Origin of the sequence: Marinobacter goseongensis, assembly GCF_023156235.1 — a bacterium.
GTDB lineage: Bacteria > Pseudomonadota > Gammaproteobacteria > Pseudomonadales > Oleiphilaceae > Marinobacter > Marinobacter goseongensis.
On the sequence record NZ_JAKZAI010000004.1, the window covers coordinates 266,036 to 289,330 of the forward strand.

Consider the following 23,295-nt stretch of genomic DNA (forward strand, 5'->3'; position numbering starts at 1 on the left):
CGGTTTACTCCCTGAAGCCGTTAACGGTGGCAGGTTCATCCCAGTGTTCGATCAAACGGCAAATGGTGTGGCCGTCCGGGGTGCCATCCGGCATGGCCTGCCATGCGGTCAGCGCGGATTTCATGCGATCGCGCAGCTGGTTGAGTTCGCGGATTTCCCGTTCCACTTCCTCCAGCCGTTGCTCGAAGACCTCCCGCACCAGCGGGCAGGGGGAATGGTGGTCATCGGCCTGATTCAGGATGGACCGGATCTCGGGTAATGAAAAGCCTAATTGCCGCGCCTTGCGGGCGAAACGCAGACGGCGTAGATCTTCGGAATCGAACTGCTGGTAGTTGTTATCCGGATTACGCGCCGGGCTGAGCAACCCTTCGCGGGTGTAGAAGCGCACAGTGTCGGGTTTTACCCCGGCGGCCTTGGCAATGTCGACGACTTTCATCGTTCTACCCATACGGTGGTTTAGTATGAGTATAGTCTAAAACCTGTGAGCTACTCACAGGTCAAGGGTTACATTGGCAGTTGGCGTTCAGGTGTTCCTTGCGCGCAGGAAGACACTGCAGCTACGGCACTGGTCTGGCGCCATCAGCTTCGCCTGCCAGCCGATGCGGTGGCCGCAGGCCGGGCAGGCAAGGCGCAGTTGCAGGGCGATGATTGGTGCCACCAGGGCCGCCAGCAAAACTCCCAGCGGTCCCCAGCTGTCGCCACTGGATAATCCCAGTTGGCTGCTGAAGATCAGAATGATTACCAGCGCGAAGAAAGCGAACAGAAAGTAGTTGCGGTTCCAGCGCTCCCAGCGGCGCAGTGCCCGGTCCTGCTCGGGCGAGAGGTAGGTCTGTGTCATTGCGTTATTCCCGGAAAGTGTTGCCGGAATTCTGGCGAACAAGCGTGACGATTACAATCCGCTCCGGGCCGGGGTATCGGTAATCATGGAGCCTTCGGACAGGGCTTTCTCCAGCGCGGCGGCGGGCACCGGCCGGCTGATCAGGTACCCCTGGGCAAGGTCACAGCGCTGGTTTTTCAGGAACACCAGCTGTTCCATGGTTTCGACCCCTTCGGCCACCACGCGGATGCCCAGGTTGTGCGCCAGGTTGATAACCGCGCGGGTGATGACGGCGTCGTCGTGGCGTTCGGTGACCTCGGTGATAAAGGAGCGGTCAATCTTCAGCAGATCCACCGGGAAGTCCCGCAGATAGCCGAGCGAAGAATAACCAACGCCGAAATCGTCGATGGCCAGTTGCACGCCCAGCTGGTGCAGTTTCGACAGCTGGTCGCGGTTGTGCTCGATGTTCTGGATGAAAATCTCTTCGGTGAGCTCCACTTCCAGCCGGCTGGGGGGCACACTGTTGCTTTCCAGCGCCTCGCGGATATGGTCCACCAGGCCTTCGTCGTCCAGCTCGCGGCCCGACAGATTCACCGCAATCCGCAGATGCTCGAAGTCGGTACCCTGCCAGCGGGCGAGCTGGCGGCAGGCGGCCATGACCACCCAGCGACCGATCTCGGTAATGCGGCCACTTTCCTCGGCCAGGGGGATGAACTCAATGGGTGGGAGCAGGCCGCGGCGCGGGTGTTGCCAGCGGATCAGCGCCTCGACGCTGTGAATCTCTGCGCTTTCCAGTTCCACCTGGGGCTGGAAGTAGAGTACGAACTCGTCGTTGGCGAGAGCCTGGCTGAGGTCCTTGTCCAGCTCCAGCCGCATGACCTCGCGATCCTGCATGCCTTCGGTGTAGAACTGGTAGGTATTCCGGCCCTGATCCTTGGCCCGGTAGAGCGCCACATCGGCGTTGCGCAGCAGGGTATCGGCATCAAGACCACTTTGCGGGTAGACCGCGATTCCCATGGTGGCGGTCACACTGTGAGCGTCGCCCTGCACCTCGAAGGGTTCGGCAAAGATCTGCTTGATCTGGCCGAGCAGGTTGATCACATCGTCAAGATCGTCGACGTGCTGCTGGCAGATCATGAACTCGTCACCACCGGAATAGGCCACCAACACTTTCTCGTTGCTGAGGCCGTTGAGCCGTTCCGACACCTTGATCAGCAGCTCATCGCCGAACTGGTGGCCAAGCGAGTCGTTGAGCATCTGGAAGCGGTCCAGATCCATCATCACCAGAGCAACCTGTCGCATCTGCCGGTCGGCAATATTGAGGGTGTGGGTGAGGTCTTCCATGAAGAACCGGCGGTTGGCCAGGCCGGTGAGGGCATCGGTAGACTCCAGTCGCGCCAGGTCCTGCTGCACCGCCTTGCGTTGGTCAATTTCGGATTCCAGTTCCCGCCGGGTTTTCAGCAGCGCCTGGTTACGTTTGAGGATCAGCTGCACCAGCAATGTGGTCAGGCTGGTCAGAATGCCCATGAATAATACGGAAATGAACGTTGCCAGCGGCCAGACGCTGCGCTGGGAATCCACCCACGCCGCAGACGGGGTAACTGTTAGCGCCCAGTCCAGCGTGGGTAACGCCACGGGTACCGAGTGGGAAAACGCCGGTGCAGTTTCGCTGGAGGTGTTGAGTTCGTGCGCAAGTTTGCCATTGTCGGTGATGCGTATCCGGAAGGCGTCAAGCACGCGGCTGGTCAGCAAGTGGCGAGCCAGGGTCTCCATCTGGAAGACACCGGCAACGAACCCTTTATTGTCGGCGCCGGCGTACACCGGCACGTAAATGACCAGCCCCCGGCCGCCCTGGCGCAGATTCAGCACCCCGGAAATGTCGATCTCGCCGCTGGCCTGGGCCTGTTCCAGCGCCTGTCGGCGCTCGGGGTTGATCGCGACATTGAAGCCGACTACGTCTTCGTTGCCGGACAGGGGCTCAAGCCAGCGGATAATGAAGTCCCGGTCAATCCACTCGATGGCCTGATAAATTCCGAAGTCTTGAAGGTAGTTACGAGCGTCGTGGCTCCAGATTTCTTCGGGCATGTCAGGGTTAGCTTCGAGGCGCCGTGCTAAGCGGCGAATGGCTTCCAGGTGGACCAGAAACTCGCGTTCCAGATTGGTGGCCATGGCCTGGGCCTCGTTGTCGAGGCTGGACTGAATCTGATTCCAATCCTGTTTTTCGATGCCGTATTTCAATCCGGACGCGGTGGCCAGAAAAACCAGAATGATCAGCACCGGCAACAGAGGGTGCAACAGCCCCTTGACGACGTTGTTTGTCACTGAATCAGGTTTCTCCACGCTGGACTCCGCTCCGGTACGTCAACAACGTAACATATCGGCAGGTATCGACCGACTATGAGGGTTCGTTGCGGTTGCCGACCAGTATTTGTTATATGCCTTCTTGTAACGAAATGCCACCGGGACCCTGAGACGGTGCGGGTGTCACCGCGCGGGCGGGACCCCCAGCCGGGGTATTTCCTGTTTCGGGCACCGATCCATGATCACCATCAGCCCGGCCGCTTCGGCCTTATCGGCACCGGCTTCGTTGATCACGCCGATCTGCATCCACACCACCGGTACCTCGAGTTCGATGGCGGCGTCGATGACCGGGCCAGTGCGTTCCGGAGCCAGAAACAGCTCCACCATGTCGGGTTTGACCGGCAGTGCGTGAAGGTCCGGATACACGATTTCCCCCAGCAGGGTCTGACCCGCCAGCTTCGGGTTAACCGGAATCATCCGGTAGCCGCGGCTTTGCAGGTAGGCCATGACGTCGTGGCTGGGGCGGTGGGATTTATCGCTGGCGCCGACCAGGGCGATGGTGCGTACGGTCGACAGAATCTGCCGCATCCGGTCAGGGTTGGATCGGGACATGGTGTGCGGGTGCTCTTGTGCTGCGCCGACTTGCGGCCGTGAGTCAGGATTTGGAGCGGTGAGCTTCCAGAGTCACCGACACCGACTCGGCGTAGCGTAACGCGTGGGGCTTGTCGATTTCTACCGCAGCCCAGGTCACGGCCGCGTGCTCCATCACAATCGCCAACACCTCGTGGGTCAGGCGCTCCAGCAGAGCGAAGCGGTTGCCATCCACATGGCGGATGATTTCCTTGGTGATGGTGCGGTAGTTGAGAGCGGCGGCAATGTCGTTTTCATTGATGGCGTTGGTGCCGTCGTAGGACAGACAGACGTTGATCAGCACATCCTGCTGGTTGTTGATCTCCTCCTCCTTGATGCCGATGTAGGCCCGAAGGAGCAGATTCTTGATGCGTACAGTGGCCTGGTGATCTCCGGTGACGTCTGTCATGCCATTTCCTGCGTTTTCGGTGCCGCCTCAGCGGCTGATGAGATTCAGAAACTCCGTTCGTGTTGCCTGGGACTTGCGGAAAGCGCCCAGCATCATCGAAGTTTTCATCCGGGAGTTCTGTTTTTCCACGCCCCGCATCATCATGCACATGTGCTGGGCCTCGATGACCACGGCAACGCCGTTCGCGTTGGTCACGCTCTCGATGGCTTCCGCAATCTGCCGGGTCAGGTTCTCCTGAATCTGCAGGCGGCGGGCATACATGTCGACGATGCGCGCAAACTTGGACAGCCCCAACACCCGGCCCTGGGGCAGGTAGGCGATGTGGCATTTGCCGATGAACGGCAGCATATGGTGCTCACACATGCTGTACAGCTCGATGTCCTGAACCACCACCATTTCATCCATGGCGGATTCAAACACCGCATTGTTGACAAGCTCGCTCAGGTCCTGCTGATAGCCTTGAGTCAGGAACTGCATGGCCTTGGCAGCCCGCATGGGGGTGTCCTGAAGACCTTCGCGGGCGGTGTCTTCGCCCAGTCCGTTAATAATGTCGCGGTAGTGCCCCGCTAAATCGTCAAGGGGTGTGCTCATAATCGGTTCCGGTGTTCCGTGTCTGAATCAGGGCGAAAGCTTAAGGCAAATTGCCGGGCATCTCTACGGTTTACGGTCGGGTGACAGGAAAAGACCACCGCTGGCCGGGGTGACGCCCGCAAATTCCACAACCGACTATGGCGGTACCCGGCGGTTTGTTCTAGAGTTTCAGGCTGTAACGGTTTTCCGGGAACAGTGCATGGATCAGGTGATAGCCGGTAATTCGGCGGCTGCCCACGCGACGCAGCAAACAGGCACAATGGAATGGTGGCAACAGGGCGGTAAGTGGTTCAGCTACGAGGGCCATGCCATATTCAGCCGCATGGCGGGGCAGGGCGAGCCGCTGGTGCTGTTGCATGGTTTTCCGACCGCAAGCTGGGACTGGAACCGGGTCTGGCCCATGCTGACCCAGAATCACAATGTCCTGGTACTCGACATGCTGGGCTTCGGGTTTTCCGACAAGCCTGCCGGCTACGACTACAGCATTGAGGATCAGGCCGACCTGTTCGAGGGCTGGATCGAAGGGCTGGGGCTAACGAGCGTGCATCTGCTTGCACACGATTACGGCTGCAGTGTGACCCAGGAGTTGCTGGCCCGGGAACAGGAGGGTGGCCTCGGTTTCCGCATCGCCAGCGTGTGCTTTCTCAACGGCGCCCTGTTTCCCGAAGTGCACCATCCCCTGCTGATTCAGAAACTGCTGCACAGCCCACTGGGCGGCCTGATCAGCCGTGGCTTGACCCGCCGCACCTTCGAACGTAATTTCCGCCGCCTGCTCGGGCCGGCCAATCCGCCCGATCGTCAGGATCTGGACGATTTCTGGCACCTGCTGACCTACAACAATGGCCGCGGCATTCTCCATCAACTGATTCATTTCATGGAAGAGCGGCGCTGTCACCGCAATCGTTGGGTCGGCGCGTTACAGCAGGCAAAACAGCCCATGCGGTTAATCTCCGGCATGGCGGATCCGGTGTCCGGAGCGGCGACGGCGCGACGCTACCGTGAACTGGTGCCCAATGCTGACGTGGTCAGCCTGCGTAATGTCGGCCACTATCCGCACTTCGAAAGCCCCTGGGATGTGTTTACCGCCTACCGGGATTTCCGCCGCAAGCCGTGAGCTCAGAGCCGGCTGGCTGCTGACCCGCCAGTTCGCTAAACTCCTCCCGAAATTACTGGGGAGAACCATCATGACAGCCATCCACACCCGAGCGCCGGCATTAACCGTGCGCGCCGGCCGCCGTGCTCTGCAACGCCTGCAGGACAACCCATTGTCGGCGGCAGATGTGCATGTCATTCCCGGCGCCGCCGGTGGCCCTAAGGCGCTGGGGCTGTCAGGACTGGACAAGGCGATTTTTGGCGACTGGCTTCCCGGGGTGCCGCAGGAGCGCTCGCTGATCGGCTCCTCGATTGGCAGCTGGCGGTTTGCGGCGGTGGCGTCGACGGACAACCCCAAAGCCCAGCTGGCAAAGCTGGCGGAGTTGTACACCTCCCAGCGGTTTTCAAAGGGCGTCAGCGCCGCGGAGGTCAGTCGCAAGAGTGTGCTGTTTCTGGAAGAGCTGCTGGGCGGCCACGAGGACGACCTGCTGAATCACCCATTCTATCGTTTGAATGTGGTGGTGGTGCGCAGCCGCGGCATGCTTGAGCACGACACCCGCGGGCGGCTGAGTCTGGGGCTCATGAATGCCATCAGTGCCAATATGGTGAGTCGCCGCCATCTTGGCCGTTACATGGAGCGGGGCATTATTCACGACGCGCGGCTGAAAACCCCGGTGTCGAAGTTGGTGGATTTCCCCAGCCACGAGGTGGCGCTGACGCGGGACAATCTGCTGCCGTCGTTGCTGGCGTCCGCGTCTATTCCCCTGGTGATGGCGGGGGTGCGCAATATCCCCGGGGCGCCGGAGGGTGTCTACCGCGACGGCGGATTGTTGGACTATCACCTTGATCTGCCCTATGAGCAGCCGGGGATCATCCTGTATCCGCACTTTACCGATAAGGTGGTGCCGGGCTGGTTCGACAAGACGTTGCCCTGGCGTCGGGGGGATGCCACGCGGCTGCAGGATGTGCTGTTGGTGGCGCCCTCTCAGGAGTATCGGGCGTCACTGCCGGATCGCAAGTTGCCGGACCGGAAGGATTTCGAGAAGTACGTCGGCGACGATGCGGGGCGCGAGCGGGCCTGGCGCCGGGCGATTGTGGAGAGTGACCGGCTGGGGGATGAGTTTATGGAGCTGGTTGAGCGCGGGCGCTTGGCTGAGGTGGTTCGGCCGCTCTGATTTGGTTGGCCGTGTGGTCTGGTAACCTGGGAGTTTCGGGCCGTTGGAGGCCACCGAGTCAAAAAGGAGAAACGGGGTTTCTTTTAATTTTTTGACTCGGTGGCCCCCAACGGCCCTTGTTTCAACTGGGGTGTTTGACCGTTGGTTCTACGCTTGTTGGGGGCGGATCGCTTGTTTTTGGGGCAGGCCGGCGGCCAGGGCGGCGGCGGTGGCTACCAGAGCTGCGGAGATCCACAGGCAGGCTTCCAGGCCGTGGTTCTGGTAGACCCAACCGGAAAGCACGGTGCCCAGCAACCGGCCGGCGGCGTTGGACATGTAGTAAAAGCCGACATCGAGCGAGACGCCGTCGCCGCGGGCGAAGCTGACGATCAGGTAGCTGTGCAGTGACGAGTTAACAGCGAACAGCACGCCAAACAGCAGCAGGCCGCCGATGATTACCGGTTGCGGGGGCAGGTCGGCGGTCAGCCCTGAGGCGATGGCTGCGGGGATCAGGGCCAGTGCCGCCGCCCAGGCAACGGCGGGACCACGGCCGGGGGTGTGGGTATTGCTGCTACCGGTGATCTTTGGCGCGAGGGTCTGAATGAAGCCATAGCCGATGATCCAACTGGCCATGAAACCACCGACCTGCCTGTGATCCCAGCCGAACACCGTGTTCAGATACACCGGTAACGCCACCACAAACCACACATCCCGGGCGCCGAACAGGAACATTCGGGCGGCGGACAGCACGTTGATGGCGCGGCTCTTTGACAGGATCTCTCGGAACCTGGGTTTGGCCGTGCTCTTGCCCAGCTCCTGTTTCAACAGGAACAGGCTGGCCAGCCAGACTAGCCCGAGGGCCACCGCCATGATGATCACGGCACCCGTGAAACCGGCGGTCATCAGTAATACACCGCCGAGGAAAAAGCCCACACCTTTGAGCGTGTTCTTGGAGCCGGTGAGGATCGCCACCCACTTATACAGAGTGCCTTGCTGTTCATCCGGCACCAGCAACTTGATGCCGCTTTTGGCAGACATCTTGTTGAGATCCTTGGCGATGCCGGACATGGCCTGGGCGGCCATCACCCAGGGCACGGTGAGCATGGCGGCCGGCACCGCCAGCATGGCCAGCGCCACGATCTGCAGGAACAGGCCAATGTTCATGGTGAGGTTCAGGCCCAGGCGTGCGCCCAGATACCCCCCCACCAGGTTGGTGACCACCCCGAAGAACTCGTAGAAGATGAACAGCAGCGCGATTTCCAGGGGCGAGTAACCCAGCTGGTGGAAATGCAGCACCACCAGCATTCGCAGGGCGCCATCGGTGAGGGTGAAGGCCCAGTAGTTGCCGGTGATGACCAGATACTGTCGGATGGCGGCCCTCATGTCAGGCAGAGCCTACCCGGCGCGCCAGCTCGGCGGTACGGTTGGCGTAGCCCCACTCGTTGTCGTACCAGGCGTACAACTTCACCTGGGTGCCGTTGACCACGAGCGTGGACAGGGCATCAATGATCGACGAGCGCGGGTCGGTCTTATAGTCGATCGATACCAACGGGCGCTCCTCGTACCCCAGGATACCTTTCAGCTCACCCTCGGCCGCCGCTTTCAGCAGCTGGTTCACGGTGTCGCGGTCGGTGGGCGTGTTCACTTCAAAGACGCAGTCGGTCAGTGATGCGTTGATCAGCGGAATCCGCACTGCATGGCCATCCAGGCGGCCCTTGAGCTCCGGGAAAATCTCGATAATGGCCGTGGCGGAGCCGGTGCTGGTGGGGATCAGGGAACTGCCGCAGGCCCTCGCCCGGCGCAGGTCCTTGTGGGGGGCGTCGATAATGGTCTGGGTGTTGGTCAGGCTGTGGATGGTGGTGATGGAGCCGTTCTTGATGCCCAGATTTTCGTGGATCACCTTCACCACCGGCGCCAGGCAGTTGGTGGTGCAGGAGGCGGCGGTCACGATGCGGTCGTTGGCCGGGTCGAAAATGTCGTCATTCACGCCCACCACGATATTCTTCGCGCCTTGCTCTTTCACCGGTGCGGTCACTACTACCCGCTTCACGCCCTGGTCCAGGTAAGCCTGCAGCACACTGACCTTTTTGTTGACGCCACTGGCCTCGATCACCAGATCGCAGCCGGACCAGTCGGTCTCGCCGATGGTTTTGTTATGGGTCACGCGGATACGTTGCTCTCCGATCACCACGTGAGTGCCGTCGGAGCTGGCCTCGTGATCCCAGCGTCCGTGCACGCTGTCGAAATTCAGCAGATGGGCCAGTGTGCCGGCATCTGCGCCGGGGTCATTGATGGCCACGAACTCCATCTCCGGCCATTCCCAGGCCGCCCTCAGTGCGAGCCGACCGATGCGGCCGAAGCCGTTGATACCTACTTTTATCTTGCTCATGGGGGTTCTCCTGAACTCTGATAATTCGAATCAGCCGCGTCTGACCCTGTGATTGCCTGTTTTTCAGACCGACGGTTGTGGAAACCAGTGCCGGGTGCGGTTGGCAAAGGCGACCAGTGTCAACATTACCGGCACTTCCACCAGTACCCCCACCACCGTCGCCAATGCGGCGCCGGAGGTCAGCCCGAACAGGCTGATGGCCACGGCCACCGCCAGCTCGAAAAAGTTGGAGGTGCCAATCAGCCCCGCCGGCGCGGCGACGTTATGGGGCAGCGCCATTTTGCGCGCGGCAAAGTAAGCGATAAAGAAAATGCCGTAGCTCTGGATCAGCAGCGGGATGGCAATCAGGCCGATGGCGTAGGGGTTGTCCAGAATCCGGTCGGCCTGCAGGCCGAACAGCAACGCCACGGTCGCCAGCAGCCCCAACACGGTGGTGGGTTTGCTGTGTTGCAGCCAGTGTTCCAGTTTATTGTGACCACCACGTAACAGGTGTCGGCGGGTCAGTATGCCGGCAATGAGCGGGGCAACCACATAGAGCATCACCGACAGCAGCAGGGTTTCCCAGGGCACGGTGATTGATGACAGGCCCAGCAGGAACGCGGCAATGGGGGCGAAGGCGAAGATCATGATGATGTCGTTCACCGACACCTGCACCAGGGTGTAGCCGGAATCGCCTTTGGTCAGATGGCTCCAGACAAACACCATGGCGGTGCACGGGGCCACGCCCAGCAGGATCATGCCGGCGATGTATTCGGTGGCGGTGGCCGGGTCCACCAGATCGGCGAACAGCACCTTGAAGAACAGCCAACCCAGCGCCGCCATGGTGAAGGGTTTGATCAGCCAGTTGATGACCAGTGTCAGGATCAGTCCCTGGGGTTTGCGGCCGACGTTTTTGATGGCGGTGAAATCCACCTGCACCATCATCGGGTAGATCATGGCCCAGATGAACACCGCCACCACCAGGTTGACGTGGGCGTAGGTCAGGTTGGCGACGAACTCGTACAGACCTGGCAGCAGGGTGCCGGTGGTGATGCCCAGCAGGATGGCCAGGGCGACCCACAGGCTCAGGTAACGTTCGAATAATCCCATCAGGCGCAGTCCATTTTTACGGGGCGGTCCGGCATGGTGGCCAGCCGCGTCAGGCTCGGTTCGAGAAACGGGGAGTTGGCCGCTGCGGTGTCTCGCAGTACCCGGTGAACCCATTCTGGCAGGGCCGGATGCAATCGGTAGTAAACCCATTGGCCGCGTCGTTCGTCATCCAGCAGGGCCAGTTCACGCAGCTGGGCCAGATGGCGGCTGACTTTCGGTTGCGGTGCGGCCAGTGCGGTGGTGAGTTCGCACACGCAAAGTTCTGTCTGCTGCTCGATCATCAGCAGGATGGCCAGCCGGTTTTCTTCCCCCAGTGCCTTGAACACGGCCGCGGGGTCGTAGCTGACGGCTTGGCGGATTGATTGCTTCTGCACCATCACAGGTTGTGGCACCTTTCGTGGCTGCGTCGCTAAAGACAAAGCAGCAGATTAATATATGTTTTTCTGCATATGCAGTTTATCGAATATGATGATATTGCAATTCACTACCAGTGGCAACGGTAGTCCGTGCAGCAGCTGTACTGGCTGAACCACAGGGTTCTGATCCTCATGGCGCAGGAGCTCAATGCATCCCGGGTCGCGCACTGAGGCGGTAACCTGTGAAACCATGGAGCGGATCCTGCAGCGCGAGAACCCGAAGTGTCACCGGAACCGCGTTGGCCTCGGGGCCGGCGGACAGCAGATCCAGATCAATCCGCTGCAGCGCTTTTTCGCTGCGGGCGGCTTCCAGGGTCCGCTGGAGGTTGGGCTGGGAGCGGGCGCTCACCAGTTCCTCAAAGCGGGTTCCGGCCAGGTCAGCGGGTGCCCGTTGCAGCCATTCGGCCACTTCTGCGGAGACGAAGCCGATTCGCCCCTGCTCGTCCAGTTCACCAACGATGGCACCCGACAGTGCCACCAGGTCGCGACTGCGTTGTTCACTGTCGTTCAGGGCCTGACGCAGAATGGATTTCTCCACCTGGTTGTTGTCCAGTTGCTGTTCCTGTTTTTCGGTCAACACCTGTTGCCCGCCAAGCTGCCCACGCAAGCGGACGATGCGGGCACATAACAGCAGTGTCAGCGCCACCCCGAGCGCGGTGATCAATGCTCCGGCAAGCCAGGTGACGATGCGTACACGGTTGGTTTGCGCCCTCAGCACGGCCGTGTCGGGAATGGTGGTGATCAGCCAGTGATGATCCGGCAGATTGACCTCGGAGCGCAGCGACAGTGAGCCGTCCAGGGGCGCCGAAGTGCCACGCAGGAACAACGGCGTTTTGCTGTGTCGCTCCAGGGTATCCACCCGGATGGTCAGCAGATTCGGCGATGCGTCTGGAAACACCGACGCCAGCCAGTCCTCGATCTTTGGTTCCGGAGATTGCGCGGCAGCCCGGGCGTGCAGGCGCGACACCAGGGCATCGTGCTGGGCAGAATAGGCCTGCTGAGCCAGCGTGCGGGTGTGGTCGGCCATCAAGTAGGCCGTGCTGGCGGTGACGGCGAGCCCGAAGGCCAGCACCAGAAGGGGCACCCAAAGAAACGGGCGCCACAGTGACCAGATGCGTTGAACCGGGCTTCTCTCGAAGTGGTTTGCGGAGCGAGGGCTGTCCATGGCCGGGTCCGTTCAGGCGATCAGCGATGTCCTTCACTGTAGACCAGTGTTGCCCGCAGCGAAACGTCCGCGTTCAGGAACGTGCGGGGCGGGCGCTGCCGTAGATCAACAGGAACACGCTGAATGCGGTGACCACCACGGACGGCCCTGCCGGAGTGTCCAGGTGCCAGGACAGGCTCAGCCCGCCGCCCACCGCGACGAAGCCGAACACCATGGCCAGCAGGGTCATGTGTTCCGGGCTATGCGCCAGACGGCGGGCCGTGGCCGCGGGGATAATCAGCAGCGCAGTGATCAGCAGTACGCCGACAATCTTCATGGCCACGGCAATCACCAGCGAGAACATTAGCATCAGCACCAGGCGCAGACGTTCCACCGGTATACCTTCAACCCGCGCCAGTTCCTCGTGAATGGTGCTCATCAGCAGACCTCGCCACAGCGTGGCCAACAACACCAGAATCACCGCCGCGCCGCCGTAGATCCACAGCAGGTCGTTGCGGCTCATGGCTAACAGATCACCAAACAGCAATCCGGTCAGATCCACCCGCACGTCCGGCATGAAACTGAGGGTGACCAGGCCGATGGCCAGCGCGCTGTGGGCGAGGATACCCAGCAGGGTGTCGGTGGCCAGGGTGCGGCTGCGGGAGAACAGCACCAGGGCAATGGCCAGTACCACGCAGGTGATGATCACGCCCACGTTCAATGGCACGCTGATCAGGAAACTCAGGGCGATGCCCAGCAGCGCCGAGTGGGCCAGGGTGTCGCCGAAATAGGCCATCCGGCGCCAGACCACAAAGCAGCCGAGGGGACCGGCGACCAGTGCAACACCTAGGCCGCCGATCAATGCGCGCCAGAAAAAGTCATCAAGCACGGCGTCAATGATGGGCATGGCCGCACTCCTTGTGGTCAGGGTGGCGCCCTGCGTCCACCACATCGCCGTGCAGATCGTGGTGATGGTTGTGGTGGTGATGGTAGACCGCGAGGCTGTCGGCAACCGGCTGTCCAAAGGTTTCGATGAACGCAGGATCGTGGGAGATGTCCGCCGGGTAGCCGCTGCAGCACACATGCTGGTTGAGGCAGATCACCTTGTCGGTGGCGGCCATCACCAGATGCAGATCGTGGGAAATCATGATGACGCCGCAGTGCAGATCGTCGCGGAGTTGACGAATCAGGTCATACAGCGCCGCCTGACCATTGATATCGACACCCTGGGCCGGCTCATCCAGCACCAGAAAGTCGGGCTTGCGTGCCAGCGCTCGCGCCAGCAGCAAGCGCTGCCGTTCGCCGCCGGACAGGTGATGAATGGAGGCGCCCATCAGGTGCCCGACGCCGGTTTTGTCCAGGGCCGCCTGGCACTCCTGCAGGCTGCGACCGCTCAGGCTCATAAACCGTTGCACGCTCAGGGGCAGCGTGGTTTCCAGGTTCAGGTGCTGTGGCACGTAGCCCACGGTGAGGCGGTCGGCGAGGGTGACCGAGCCGGAGGTGACCTTCTGTATGCCCAGAATCGCCTTGATCAGGGTGGTTTTTCCGGCGCCATTCGGTCCGATCACAGTGATGATATCGCCGCGATGCAGCGTAAGGCTGACCCGATCCACGATGGGGCGGCCGTCAAACGCAACGGTCAGTTGATCCAGTGTTACCAGCGGTTCAGTCATTGCCGGCGTCCGCCTGGCAGCGTGGGCAAAGCCCGGCCACTTCGATGGTGACGTCCTCGGGGCTGAACGCTTCGGCCGAGGCGGCTTCAGAAACCGCGCTTGCAACTGCGGGGGCTGTCAGCTCCAGCACGTTACTGCATTGGCGGCAGATCAGAAACAGACCGTTATGATTCTTGCCGGCGTGGGTGCAGCCAACAAAGGAATTCAGTGAGGCAATGCGATGCACCAGCCCGTGCTGCTGCAGAAAATCCAGGGCGCGGTACACGGTGGGCGGGGCGGCGTTGTGGCCATCTTCCGCCAGTACCGCCAATACATCGTAGGCACCCAGTGGCTTGTGAGACTGCCATATCAGCTCAAGCACCCGTTCCCGGGTCGGTGTCAGCCGGGCGTTGTTCTGCTGGCAAATGGCGCGGGCATCGGCCAGTGCCCGGGAAACGCAGGCATCGTGATTGTGGGGGCGATAGGGAAGAGCGTTGGCAGACATGGGGCGCTGTCCTGGAAAATTTGCAACATTATAACATTTGCAAAGGACAGTGCCATCCGCCAGATCCGGTCAGCGCTTCAATCAGCGAACAGCGTCTGCCGCCAGCGATTCCAGGTACTCCAGATTCGGAATCCACGCAGTATCCCCTTCCACCTCCACCTGCATCAGATCGGCAGGCCCTGCCTCGCCATCAAGACGGCGAATCTGCTCTTCGGTCAGGCGGGTCTGGCTGGGAATGCCCTGGGTTACCAGCGCCATGAAAGGCACTCGCTGGTGGTGGTCGCTGACCGTGTTCAGCACCACGATACGGCCGCGATTGTCACCGGGAATGGTGAGCGTTGCGCCGTTGGCGGCGTCGTAGGAAATCACCGGCAGCGCCAGTCCTCGCCAGTCGAGGTGGCCCACCAGCCACTCCGGCGTGTTGGCACCGGCATCGTTGCTGGCGTAATCCACCACCTCGGCAATGGTCACGTTGGGCAACAACAGCTGTCGGCCGTTCATCGGGATGATAACGCAGGAGAGGGTTTGGCTGTTTTCACTCATTACTCATGTCCTCAGGCGGAATCCCTGTTTTGCCGGCCTTTAAGCAGGCAGGATTCTTCAATCGTTTTGACCAGTTCCCGCGCCAGTTGTTCGGGTGTGCCACAGAAGGAGGCGCACCCGGTCGCGGCGACCGAGTCCGGCATGGAGCTGTTGCCGCAGCTTTTGCTTTCCTGCACCCAGATCCTGCTGCCATAAGCCTTCAGCATCGGGGCGGCAATAGCGCCATCGTTACCCATTCCGGAGAACAGGATAGCATGGCAGCGGGCGCCGAAATGATCGGCAACGTTGAGCAGGACCTGGTCGATGGAGGGCCCGAAGGGGCCCGGCCACGGCGAGTCCTTTTCGGCCAGCGCACCGGCCTCATCGAGGTTCCACTCCCGCTCCACTGGCATCATCACCACATCGCCGTTTCGGATGCGGTAGCCGGTGCGCGCTTTTTTCAGCTGATAGTGGGCGTGGCGGCCCAGTACCCGGGTCAGAACCTCGGTGAAATTGCCATCGATGTGCTGGGCGTATACGAAACCCACAGGCAGGCCTGCAGGCAGGTAATCAAGAAAGGTTTTGACCGCCGCCGGACCGCCCAGTGAGGCACCAAGAATCCAGATCTCCTCGGCTATGGAATCCGGCGCTGCCGGTGTGATCCATTGCGACAGCACGGGCGCCGGGGTGTCCGTTGGCTCCTGCCCGGCGAGTTCTTCCAGACTCGCTTCCGAATCCAGCTCCTCCAGGTGGCCCAGCTGTTGTTCCAGTTTGTTCAGCAGCCGCCGTTCCCAGCGGAAATAGTCGATGGAGCCTGGCTTGGGTGCCGGGTCCAGCCCGAACAGCACGGGTACATCGGTGTTTTCCAACAGGTGATCGAACAGTACCGGGTGGTCGGCTTCGTCTTCCAGAGTGATCAGCCAGAGGCTGGCCTCCGGAAATTCCGGGTAACCCTGCAGACGCTCCGGATCGCCGGAAAAACACACCTCCAGGCCGAACTTTGACGTGGCCGCCTGCAGACGGTGACGCTGCAGGACGATATCCGACACGATCCCGACCCTGAGCCGGCCGGCAAGGCCGGTCATCACTGATTACCGGTCAGCCGGGAAATGGTCTCAAGCAGCTCGGTTTCCTGGAACGGCTTGCCGAGATACTCGTTTACGCCGATGGCCAATGCCCGCTCGCGGTGTTTTTCCCCGGTTCGCGAGGTGATCATGCAGATCGGGGTGTCGCGCAGGTTGTCGTCGTGGCGCACAAAGCTTGCCACTTCGAAGCCGTCCATGCGTGGCATCTCGATGTCCAGCAGGATGATGTCCGGTTTGTGATCCTGCAGCTGCGCAACCGCATCGAGACCGTCTTTCGCGGTCACCACTTCCATGCCATTGCGTTCCAGCAGGCGCGAGGTGACTTTCCGCACGGTCACCGAGTCGTCCACCACCATTACCACGGTGGCGCGCTCAATGTAGCGGGCGGATTCGCGGGCTTTTTCAAGGCTGGCCAGACGCTGGCGCTCGGACAGAATGTCGGAGCGGATCATCGCCGGCAGGTCGAGAATCACCACCACGTTACCGTCACCCAGAATGGTGGCACCGGACACGCCCCGTACCGAGCTGAACTGCGGCCCGAGGGATTTAACCACGATTTCACGGCTGCCCATCAGGTTGTCCACCTGCAGGGCCATAGGCTGTTCCGCACCGCGCACCAGAATGACCGGCAACGGCAGGGCCTGGCCCTGGAGTTTCGGGTGGTGGTCACTGTTCAGCAGGTTGCCCAGGTACTGCAGGCGATACTGCTGGCCGGCGTACTCGTACATCGGGGCGTCCGGCTTGTAGTATTCCTCGAGCTCATAGGTGCTGACCCGCACGATACCCTCGATGGTGTTCAGCGGTATGGCGTAGAAATCCTCACCGGTGGAGACCATCAGTGCACGGTTGACCGACACGGTGAACGGCAGCCGCACCGTAAAGGTGGTGCCTTTGCCGACGGTGGAGTCAATGTCGAGGCTGCCGCCAAGCTGTTTGATCTCGCTGGCCACCACGTCCATGCCGACACCGCGGCCGGAAATCTGGGTGACCTGCTGGGCAGTGGAGAAGCCCGGTTGCAGGATGAACTGCAGGACTTCCCGCTCGCTCAGCTCTTCATCCTTGCCCAACATGCCCTGGCGGATGGCCTTGTCACGGATCACGCTGGACGGAATGCCGGCACCGTCGTCGATCATCCGCAGCACCACATCACCGCCCTCGCGGGTCAGTGACAGGGTGACTTCACCGGTGTCCGGCTTGCCGGATTTTTTGCGATCGGCCGGCGTTTCAATGCCGTGGTCCAGGGCGTTGCGCAGCATGTGCTCCAGCGGTGCAATCATCCGCTCGAGGATATTGCGGTCCATTTCCCCTTCCGGGTTGCGGACGTCGAATTCCACCTTCTTGCCCAGCTCGCCGCTGATCTGGCGAACGATCCTGCGCAGGCGCGGCACCATCGAGGAGAACGGAATCATCCGGGTCTTCATCAGACCTTCCTGGAGTTCCGTGTTGATGCGTGACTGCTGCACCAGCAGGGTCTCGGTATCTCGCACCCGGTCGGACAGGGTTTCCCGCAGGTCGGCAAGGTCTGACGACGACTCGGTCAGTGCCCGCGACAGCTGCTGGATCGAAGAGTATCGGTCCATTTCCAGCGGATCGAAATCGTCGCCGTAGTCCGGCCCGTGTTCCTTTTCCGCACGGAACAGGATCTGGGTTTCAGTCTCGATTTCCATGCGCCGTAACTGCTCGCGCAGACGCTCGATGGTGGCGGCCATTTCATCCAGGGTGTGGCTGAAATCGCTGCTTTGTTGCTCAAGGCGGCCACGGGTAATACTGGTCTCGCCGGCCAGGTTGACCAGTTCGTCCAGCAACGGTGCCGAGACCCGGATGGTTTCCTGGGCGGCACGTTGCGCCTCAGCGGCTTTTTTGCGCGGCTTGGCCAGGCCTTTTCCGGTCTGCGGAGCCGGCGCCGGTTCCGCTGGTTTGGTCGCCGCGGGGGCCGGCGTGTCGGTGGGCGGTTCCGGTTTTTGTTCCGGTGCCGGGGTCGGCATCGGGCTGCCCTGTTCAACGCTTTGGCGAATACCGCCCACTAACGCCACGATGGTGTCGTTGTCCGCGGTGATGGCTTGCCAGGTGCTGTCGTCCGGGGCGTTGCCACCGAGATCGATCAGCCGGGTCTCAAAGGCGTGGGCCTTGTCGCCCAGTTCGCGCAGCTGTGACAGCCGCGCGCCCCCCTTGAGTGTGTGCAGTGCCCGCTGGGCTTCCTGATTGAAATGGTGGTTGGTCGGTTCCTTGCGCCAGTCATCGAGCAGGTGCTCGAGCTGGTCGAGAATTTCCCCGGCTTCCTCCAGGAAAATCTCCAGGACTTCCGGATCCAACTCGGTCTCTTCGGATTCCGTCGGCTCAGCGTGAGTGTTCTCTGCGTCCCGATGGGCGTCGCGGAAGGCACGCCACAGATCGTTATCGGCAACCGGCTTTCCGCCTTCTTCCAGGCTGGTCAGCATCTCTTTCAGGCGGGTGAGCGCCCGGTCACTGAGGGTCAGCAGGATGGCCTGATTGCTGTCGCCGCTGATCAGCGGGTCGAGGGCATCGGACCAGGCTTCCGCGAGATCGGCAATCGGATCCACATCCGACAGTCGTGCACCGCCCTTCAGGGTGTGCAGCTCCTGTTGCAGCTGGGTCACCCCGGTGAGCTCGTCCGGTTCCTCGCGCCACTGGGCCAGGCACTCACTGATGGCGCCCTGAATCTCCAGGCCTTCATCGAGGAAGATGCCGATCAGTTCGTCGTCGGTGGCCTCGGGAATGGCCTCGGCCATGGCCGGCGACAGATCAAAGTCGTCGCTGTCTGCAGGCTCCGGCCGCGCTTCGGCCGGTTCCGCTGTTTCGGTCCGATCCTCTTCCGCCAGGGATTCACCGGCAAGAATCGCTTTCACCTGCATTACCAGTTCGTCTGCCGGCGGGCACGGTCGCTGGGTGGCGACCTGTTCCACCATCTGGGCGAGGCGGTCATGACAGGCGAACAGCAGATCGTTCATGGCGTCACTGGCGTCCAGCTGACCTTCCGCCACCTTCTCGAACAGATCCTCGAGAACGTGGGTCAGGTCGCCGATGGCATCGACACCGGCCATGCGGGCGCCACCCTTGAGGGTGTGCACATCCCGTTGCAGCTCGGCGGCAACGTCCCGATTGGAGGGATCTTCACTCCAGGTGTGCAGGGCGCTGCCGGTGGAATTGATCAGGTCGTAGGCTTCTTCCAGGAAGATGCCGATCAGTTCCGGGTCCATGTGAGACAGATCAGAGGCCTGGAGCTCGTCGTCGGCCTGATCCGGTGTCGGTTCGTCGTCACCTTCGGCGGATTCGTCCAGATCCGGCAGCGGCAGTTCGTCATCCGTGTCGGGCTCCGAGGTTTTGACATCGGTCACCGGCCGCGAGCCCGTCGCGCTGTCCATGTACTGATGGATTTCACCGATCAGATCCGGCGCCGGGCGCGGGGTTTCCTGTTGTTCCAGTGCGTCTACCATTCCGGCGAGGCGGTCATGGCTGCGGAACAGCAGGTCGGACAGTTCATCAGTAATCGATAGCCGTTGCTCGGTCAGCCCCTCGAACAGGGTTTCCAGTTCGTGAGACAGGTCGCCGACCGCGGGAATGTCCGCCAGACGAGCACCCCCCTTGAGGGTGTGCAGATCCCGCTGGAGCAGGCGTAACTGGTCGAAATTGCCCGTGTTGTCGCTCCAGCTCTGGAGCGTTTCCGCGGAACTGTTGATCAGGTCACGGGCTTCTTCCAGGAAGATTTCTGCCAGTTCCTGATCCGTTTCGTCGTCAGTGTCGGCGTCGTGTTGTTCCTGAGGCGGTTCATCACCGGCAAGGGTCGGCAGCTCGGCTTCGTCCAGGTCGAAACTGAGGTCGATCTCTTCCAGGTCGTTGGTGAACTCTTGCTCGAACGGGTCGGGTTCCTTCGGCGTGGGCTCCCCTGCGTCGGCAGCCAGGGCCTCCAGTTCGCCGATGAGTTCATCACCCGACTCGGTGGCCAGGCCCGCGGCGACCTGATCCATCATGTTGATCAGTTGTTCGTGGGCGGCGCGCACGGCCGTAAAGAGCGTGTCGTCCGGCGTCACATTGCCGCTGGCGGCCTGCTCGTACGTCTGTGACAAGGCCGCCGACAGGCCGGCCACATCGGCCAGGCCAGTGTCTCGGGCACCTGCGGTGAGCTGCTGGAGCTCGGTGCGCAGAGTTTCAACCGCAGCAATCCGCCCCGGGTCCGCGGCCCAGTCGTCCAGAATACGGTCGGCGTCGAGCAGAATGTCCAGCCCCTCATTGAGGAACAATTGCACGAGTTGCGGTGCGGACGGCTGGCTGGTCTGCTTGTTGTCGTCACTGGTGTAGCTGCGCAGGGTGTCGGCAGAAATCTGTGCCAGTCGCTCGAGGTAGTCGTCGGTGCCCGCCAGTGGTGCTTGCGGGTCCGCTCTGAGCTGGCTCAGGCCCTGATTGAGGAATTCACAGGCGTCGGCAATCAGCCCGGTGACTTCACGATCGGCCCGCTTGTTCTGGGCCCGCGCCTCCTTGACGAAACGCTCCAGCGGCGTAATGACCGCAGCGATGGGCGCGATGCCGGCAGTGTGTGCGCTGCCCTTGAGGGTATGAAGTGCCCGCGACAGATCGTCGGTGTAGGCCACGGTGGCCTTTTCGCCCGCGCCTTCCAGAAATGCCTGAAGTGTCTGCAGGTGCGTTTGCGCTTCGCTCTCGAAAATGCCCAGCAGAACCGGATCAACACCGTTGTCGTCGACATCGGAGATCAGCGACAGCAGTTCTTCAGTATCACTGTAAGCGCTGGTGTCGGTCGGTTCCGACGCCGGCATGCTGGTCGCGTCGGGAATCTCGCCGTTGGCAAGGGCGATGGCGCGGGCCTCGAGTGCGCTAATGTCCACGCTTGCTGCGCGGCGTTTTTCGAAATCTTCCACCAGTGTCGGCAGCACAGCGGTGACGTCGTCCAGCAGGGTGGCGATGTCATCGTTCATGAAGATGCTGCCATCGATGATCCGGTTCAGCATGTTCTCAACCGACCAGGCCAGCTCACCCACCACCAGGGCACCGACCATGCGACCGCTGCCTTTCAGGGTGTGGAATGCACGGCGAACTTCCGACAACGCGGTGCGGTCGTCGTGTTGCCGCAGCAGCATCGGCAAGTATTCGCGAATGGTGTCCAGGACCTCGCCGGCTTCCTCGATAAAGATCTCGAGAATCTCGTCGTCAATAAGGTCGTCATCGTCCTCGGCTGACGCCGATGCGGCGGCGACCGGTGCTTCGCCGACCTCGGGGGCGGGTTCCGCAACGGCGGTGTCTGCCGCATGTTCACCATCGGATATGCGCGTGGTGGACATGGCTTCGGCACGCTCGATCAGCTGTGCCACGTCGCCACCGCTTTGACCCTCGCGGAATTCGCGAATCAGTGAGGGCAGGCGGGCATTGACGTCGTCAATCAGTGAAAACAGCTCGTCGTTGGGCTTGATGGTCTGATCGATTACCCGGTTCAGCAGGCTCTCCACCGACCACGCCAGCTCACCAATGCTGGCAGCGCCCACCAGACGGCCACTGCCTTTCAGGGTATGGAACGCGCGACGAACTTCGGTCAGGGCCTCACGGTCGTCGTGATTCTGGCGCAGCCGTGGATAGAACTCGTGAATGGTTTCAAGAACCTCTTCAGCTTCTTCCACGAAGATGCCGAGAATCTCGTCGTCCAGCAGTTCGTCGTCGGAGGTCTTGTTTTCTGCGGCCACCGGCTGCTCTTCCAGCACCGGTAACTCTGTCTCCACCACGGGAACGTCTTTATCTCCGGCCTGCTGCCAGGTCGGTTCGGCGCCCACCGGGAAGCCCAGCGACGCCAGGCTGTCCTCGGCCACATGGAGAATGCTGTCGTTATCGCTGATACCCTCGGCCAAACGCTCAAGGTAGTACTCGATGCTGGTCACCGCGTCGGCCAGGGTATCGAGCTGTTTCCAGTCCGGTACCTGACGGCCACCGAGCAGCACGTCGGTGATGTAGCGCTCGGCGGAACCGAGCATGTCGGCCACCCGCTCAAGGGGAATGAGGCCGAGGCCGCCGCGAATGCTGTGCAACAGGCCGGGCACGTGTTCGATTTCCCGCACATCCCATTGGGAGGCGATGAAATTCACGATTGCAGTTTTCACCTGTTCCAGGGTGTTGCGGGATTCCCGCAGCAGCGCTTCACTGGCTTCACCCAGCTCGCGGCTGCCCATGTTGACGGTCTGTTCGCCATCGGCGGACTCACCGGTTTGCTGGTAACGATCGCTGTCCAGGCCGGCCAGGCTGGCTTCGACATAGAGCAGGGCGCCGGCGATATCCATCAACGTGCCGTCGTCGACGACGTCGGACTGGCGGGCCAGTCTTTCCACCAGTTCAATCTGCTCGTTCACCACCCGGCGTGGAATGCCCAGGCCCAGTACCGCCAGGGTATTGGCCACCTGTTTCAGGCCCGGTAGCAGGTCTTCAAGCTCATCGTTCTGGCGCAGTTCAGCGCGCACAAACAGATCCAGCTGATCCTTGAGTTTGGCCAGCTCTTCGTTGAGGGCGCTGACCACCGAGTGGATGGCTTCACGGCCGGGACCGGAGACCCGAGTGCGGGCGGCGTCCACGTCATCCTCGGACGGCAATGCCTGATCCAGCTGATAACGGCGGCGCAGGTCGGACACCAGCGGTGTGTCGAGATCACGTGCGCGGGCCACGTAATACAGCAAGTGCTTGAGCATTGCCTCGGGCACCGCCTGTTGCAGAATGTCCACATGCTCATCGGTGAGGCGGCGGATTTCCGCATCCAGTTCCCGCAGCAGGGATTTGACCGCGGTATTGACCGGGTTGGCGTGTTGCTGGAGGGTTTCCACGAACGCGCCGGCGGCCTTCCAGAGTTCGCCGCGGGGCGTTTTCTGGCACAGACGGATCAGGCGCTGGATAACCTTCTGCATGTAATCGAAATGGGCGTCCAGATCGGCTTCGCGCACCACGCCGGCGAGGGCAAACTGGTACATCTGGCGCAGCTTGCGGATGTGACCCAGTACTTTGGGGTCCTGCAATCGCTGGGAGGCATTGGCGGCGGCACGTTGCCGCGACGGGCCCAGGTCCGGCTTGAACAGTGAGGTATCCGACAGCAGGGATTCACCCCGAGCGGCACGCAGGTCGTTAAGCAGCGGCAGCAGCACCATGGGAAAGTCGTCCTTGCTGCTGGCAAGGTGCTCCAGGTACTGGGGCAATTGCAGGATGGCCTGCATCAGTACCTCAACGGCATCGTCCACGTTGGCAACGGTATCGTTCAGTACCGCCTGGGTGAGCTTCTCCATTTCCTCGGTCAGCAGGGCAGCGCCATACAACTCCACCATCTGCAGGGTGCCGTGCACCTGATGGAGGTAGTTGAGGCAGAAGCGAAGCCGCGCGGTATCGTCGCGGTTTTCGACATACGCTTCCAGTGCCTGCTGACCCTGGGTCAGCGTGTCCTGTATTTCGCCCCGAACCCAGTCCAGGGCGATGCTGTCATGGTGATTGCCCATAACCACTCC

The 23,295-nt window shown here is 61.5% G+C and carries 19 protein-coding genes; 2 read left to right on the top strand and 17 right to left on the bottom strand.

Going from position 1 to position 23,295, the window contains the following annotated elements:
- Window positions 1-4: 4 nt before the first annotated feature.
- The 6 genes from MLC70_RS04805 to folE all read right to left on the bottom strand — a co-directional run bounded on the left by MLC70_RS04805 (window position 5) and on the right by folE (window position 4,748).
- Window positions 5-436: a MerR family transcriptional regulator gene (locus MLC70_RS04805; protein WP_248181933.1), complete on the bottom strand. Its 432-nt coding sequence runs from the start codon at window positions 434-436 to the stop codon at window positions 5-7.
- A gap of 87 nt (window positions 437-523) precedes the next feature.
- Window positions 524-838, bottom strand: coding sequence for a hypothetical protein (locus MLC70_RS04810; RefSeq protein WP_248181934.1), 315 nt, complete (start codon window positions 836-838; stop codon window positions 524-526).
- A gap of 51 nt (window positions 839-889) precedes the next feature.
- Window positions 890-3,139, bottom strand: a complete 2,250-nt coding sequence (locus tag MLC70_RS04815; protein WP_248181935.1) for a putative bifunctional diguanylate cyclase/phosphodiesterase — start codon at window positions 3,137-3,139, stop codon at window positions 890-892.
- Window positions 3,140-3,301: 162 nt separating this feature from the next.
- Entirely contained in the window at window positions 3,302-3,730 is a 429-nt protein-coding gene (locus MLC70_RS04820) for a CoA-binding protein (protein WP_248181936.1), read from the bottom strand.
- A 43-nt stretch (window positions 3,731-3,773) separates the two neighbouring features.
- Window positions 3,774-4,157: a dihydroneopterin triphosphate 2'-epimerase gene (gene folX, locus MLC70_RS04825; RefSeq protein ID WP_248181937.1), complete on the bottom strand. Its 384-nt coding sequence runs from the start codon at window positions 4,155-4,157 to the stop codon at window positions 3,774-3,776.
- 27 nt (window positions 4,158-4,184) lie between these two features.
- Window positions 4,185-4,748: a GTP cyclohydrolase I FolE gene (gene folE, locus MLC70_RS04830; RefSeq protein ID WP_248181938.1), complete on the bottom strand. Its 564-nt coding sequence runs from the start codon at window positions 4,746-4,748 to the stop codon at window positions 4,185-4,187.
- A 199-nt stretch (window positions 4,749-4,947) separates the two neighbouring features.
- Here folE and MLC70_RS04835 point away from each other — a divergent pair, with 199 nt between their 5' ends.
- Together MLC70_RS04835 and MLC70_RS04840 are read left to right on the top strand one after the other, a co-directional pair.
- A complete protein-coding gene (locus tag MLC70_RS04835) occupies window positions 4,948-5,862 on the top strand; it encodes an alpha/beta fold hydrolase (RefSeq protein WP_248181939.1) in 915 nt (304 codons plus the stop codon).
- 70 nt (window positions 5,863-5,932) lie between these two features.
- Window positions 5,933-7,015 (top strand): patatin-like phospholipase family protein, encoded by a 1,083-nt coding sequence (locus MLC70_RS04840; protein WP_248181940.1) that lies wholly within the window; start codon window positions 5,933-5,935, stop codon window positions 7,013-7,015.
- A gap of 147 nt (window positions 7,016-7,162) precedes the next feature.
- Here MLC70_RS04840 and arsJ read toward each other — a convergent pair whose 3' ends face one another.
- The 11 genes from arsJ to MLC70_RS04895 all read right to left on the bottom strand — a co-directional run bounded on the left by arsJ (window position 7,163) and on the right by MLC70_RS04895 (window position 23,286).
- Complete coding sequence (gene arsJ / locus MLC70_RS04845) at window positions 7,163-8,377, bottom strand: organoarsenical effux MFS transporter ArsJ (protein WP_248181941.1); 1,215 nt, start codon at window positions 8,375-8,377, stop codon at window positions 7,163-7,165.
- 1 nt (window position 8,378) lies between these two features.
- Window positions 8,379-9,383 (bottom strand): ArsJ-associated glyceraldehyde-3-phosphate dehydrogenase, encoded by a 1,005-nt coding sequence (locus MLC70_RS04850; RefSeq protein WP_248181942.1) that lies wholly within the window; start codon window positions 9,381-9,383, stop codon window positions 8,379-8,381.
- Between the two features lie 63 nt (window positions 9,384-9,446).
- Window positions 9,447-10,472, bottom strand: coding sequence for an ACR3 family arsenite efflux transporter (gene arsB, locus MLC70_RS04855; protein ID WP_248181943.1), 1,026 nt, complete (start codon window positions 10,470-10,472; stop codon window positions 9,447-9,449).
- A complete protein-coding gene (locus MLC70_RS04860; protein WP_248181944.1) occupies window positions 10,472-10,849 on the bottom strand; it encodes a metalloregulator ArsR/SmtB family transcription factor in 378 nt (125 codons plus the stop codon). Before MLC70_RS04860 ends, arsB begins: the two co-directional genes overlap by 1 nt.
- A gap of 184 nt (window positions 10,850-11,033) precedes the next feature.
- On the bottom strand, window positions 11,034-12,053 hold the full coding sequence (locus tag MLC70_RS04865; protein ID WP_248181945.1) for a PAS domain-containing protein: 1,020 nt from the start codon (window positions 12,051-12,053) through the stop codon (window positions 11,034-11,036).
- A gap of 73 nt (window positions 12,054-12,126) precedes the next feature.
- Window positions 12,127-12,939, bottom strand: coding sequence for an iron chelate uptake ABC transporter family permease subunit (locus tag MLC70_RS04870; protein WP_248181946.1), 813 nt, complete (start codon window positions 12,937-12,939; stop codon window positions 12,127-12,129).
- Window positions 12,926-13,705, bottom strand: a complete 780-nt coding sequence (znuC, locus tag MLC70_RS04875; RefSeq protein WP_248181947.1) for a zinc ABC transporter ATP-binding protein ZnuC — start codon at window positions 13,703-13,705, stop codon at window positions 12,926-12,928. The genes MLC70_RS04870 and znuC overlap by 14 nt, the downstream gene beginning before the upstream one ends.
- Window positions 13,698-14,189: a Fur family transcriptional regulator gene (locus MLC70_RS04880; protein WP_248181948.1), complete on the bottom strand. Its 492-nt coding sequence runs from the start codon at window positions 14,187-14,189 to the stop codon at window positions 13,698-13,700. The genes znuC and MLC70_RS04880 overlap by 8 nt, the downstream gene beginning before the upstream one ends.
- A gap of 81 nt (window positions 14,190-14,270) precedes the next feature.
- Entirely contained in the window at window positions 14,271-14,732 is a 462-nt protein-coding gene (locus MLC70_RS04885) for a chemotaxis protein CheW (RefSeq protein WP_248181949.1), read from the bottom strand.
- A gap of 11 nt (window positions 14,733-14,743) precedes the next feature.
- The gene (locus tag MLC70_RS04890) at window positions 14,744-15,796 is read right to left on the bottom strand and encodes a chemotaxis protein CheB (RefSeq protein WP_248181950.1); all 1,053 of its coding nucleotides are present in this window, start codon (window positions 15,794-15,796) and stop codon (window positions 14,744-14,746) included.
- On the bottom strand, window positions 15,796-23,286 hold the full coding sequence (locus tag MLC70_RS04895) for an Hpt domain-containing protein (protein WP_248181951.1): 7,491 nt from the start codon (window positions 23,284-23,286) through the stop codon (window positions 15,796-15,798). The genes MLC70_RS04890 and MLC70_RS04895 overlap by 1 nt, the downstream gene beginning before the upstream one ends.
- Window positions 23,287-23,295: the final 9 nt, after the last annotated feature.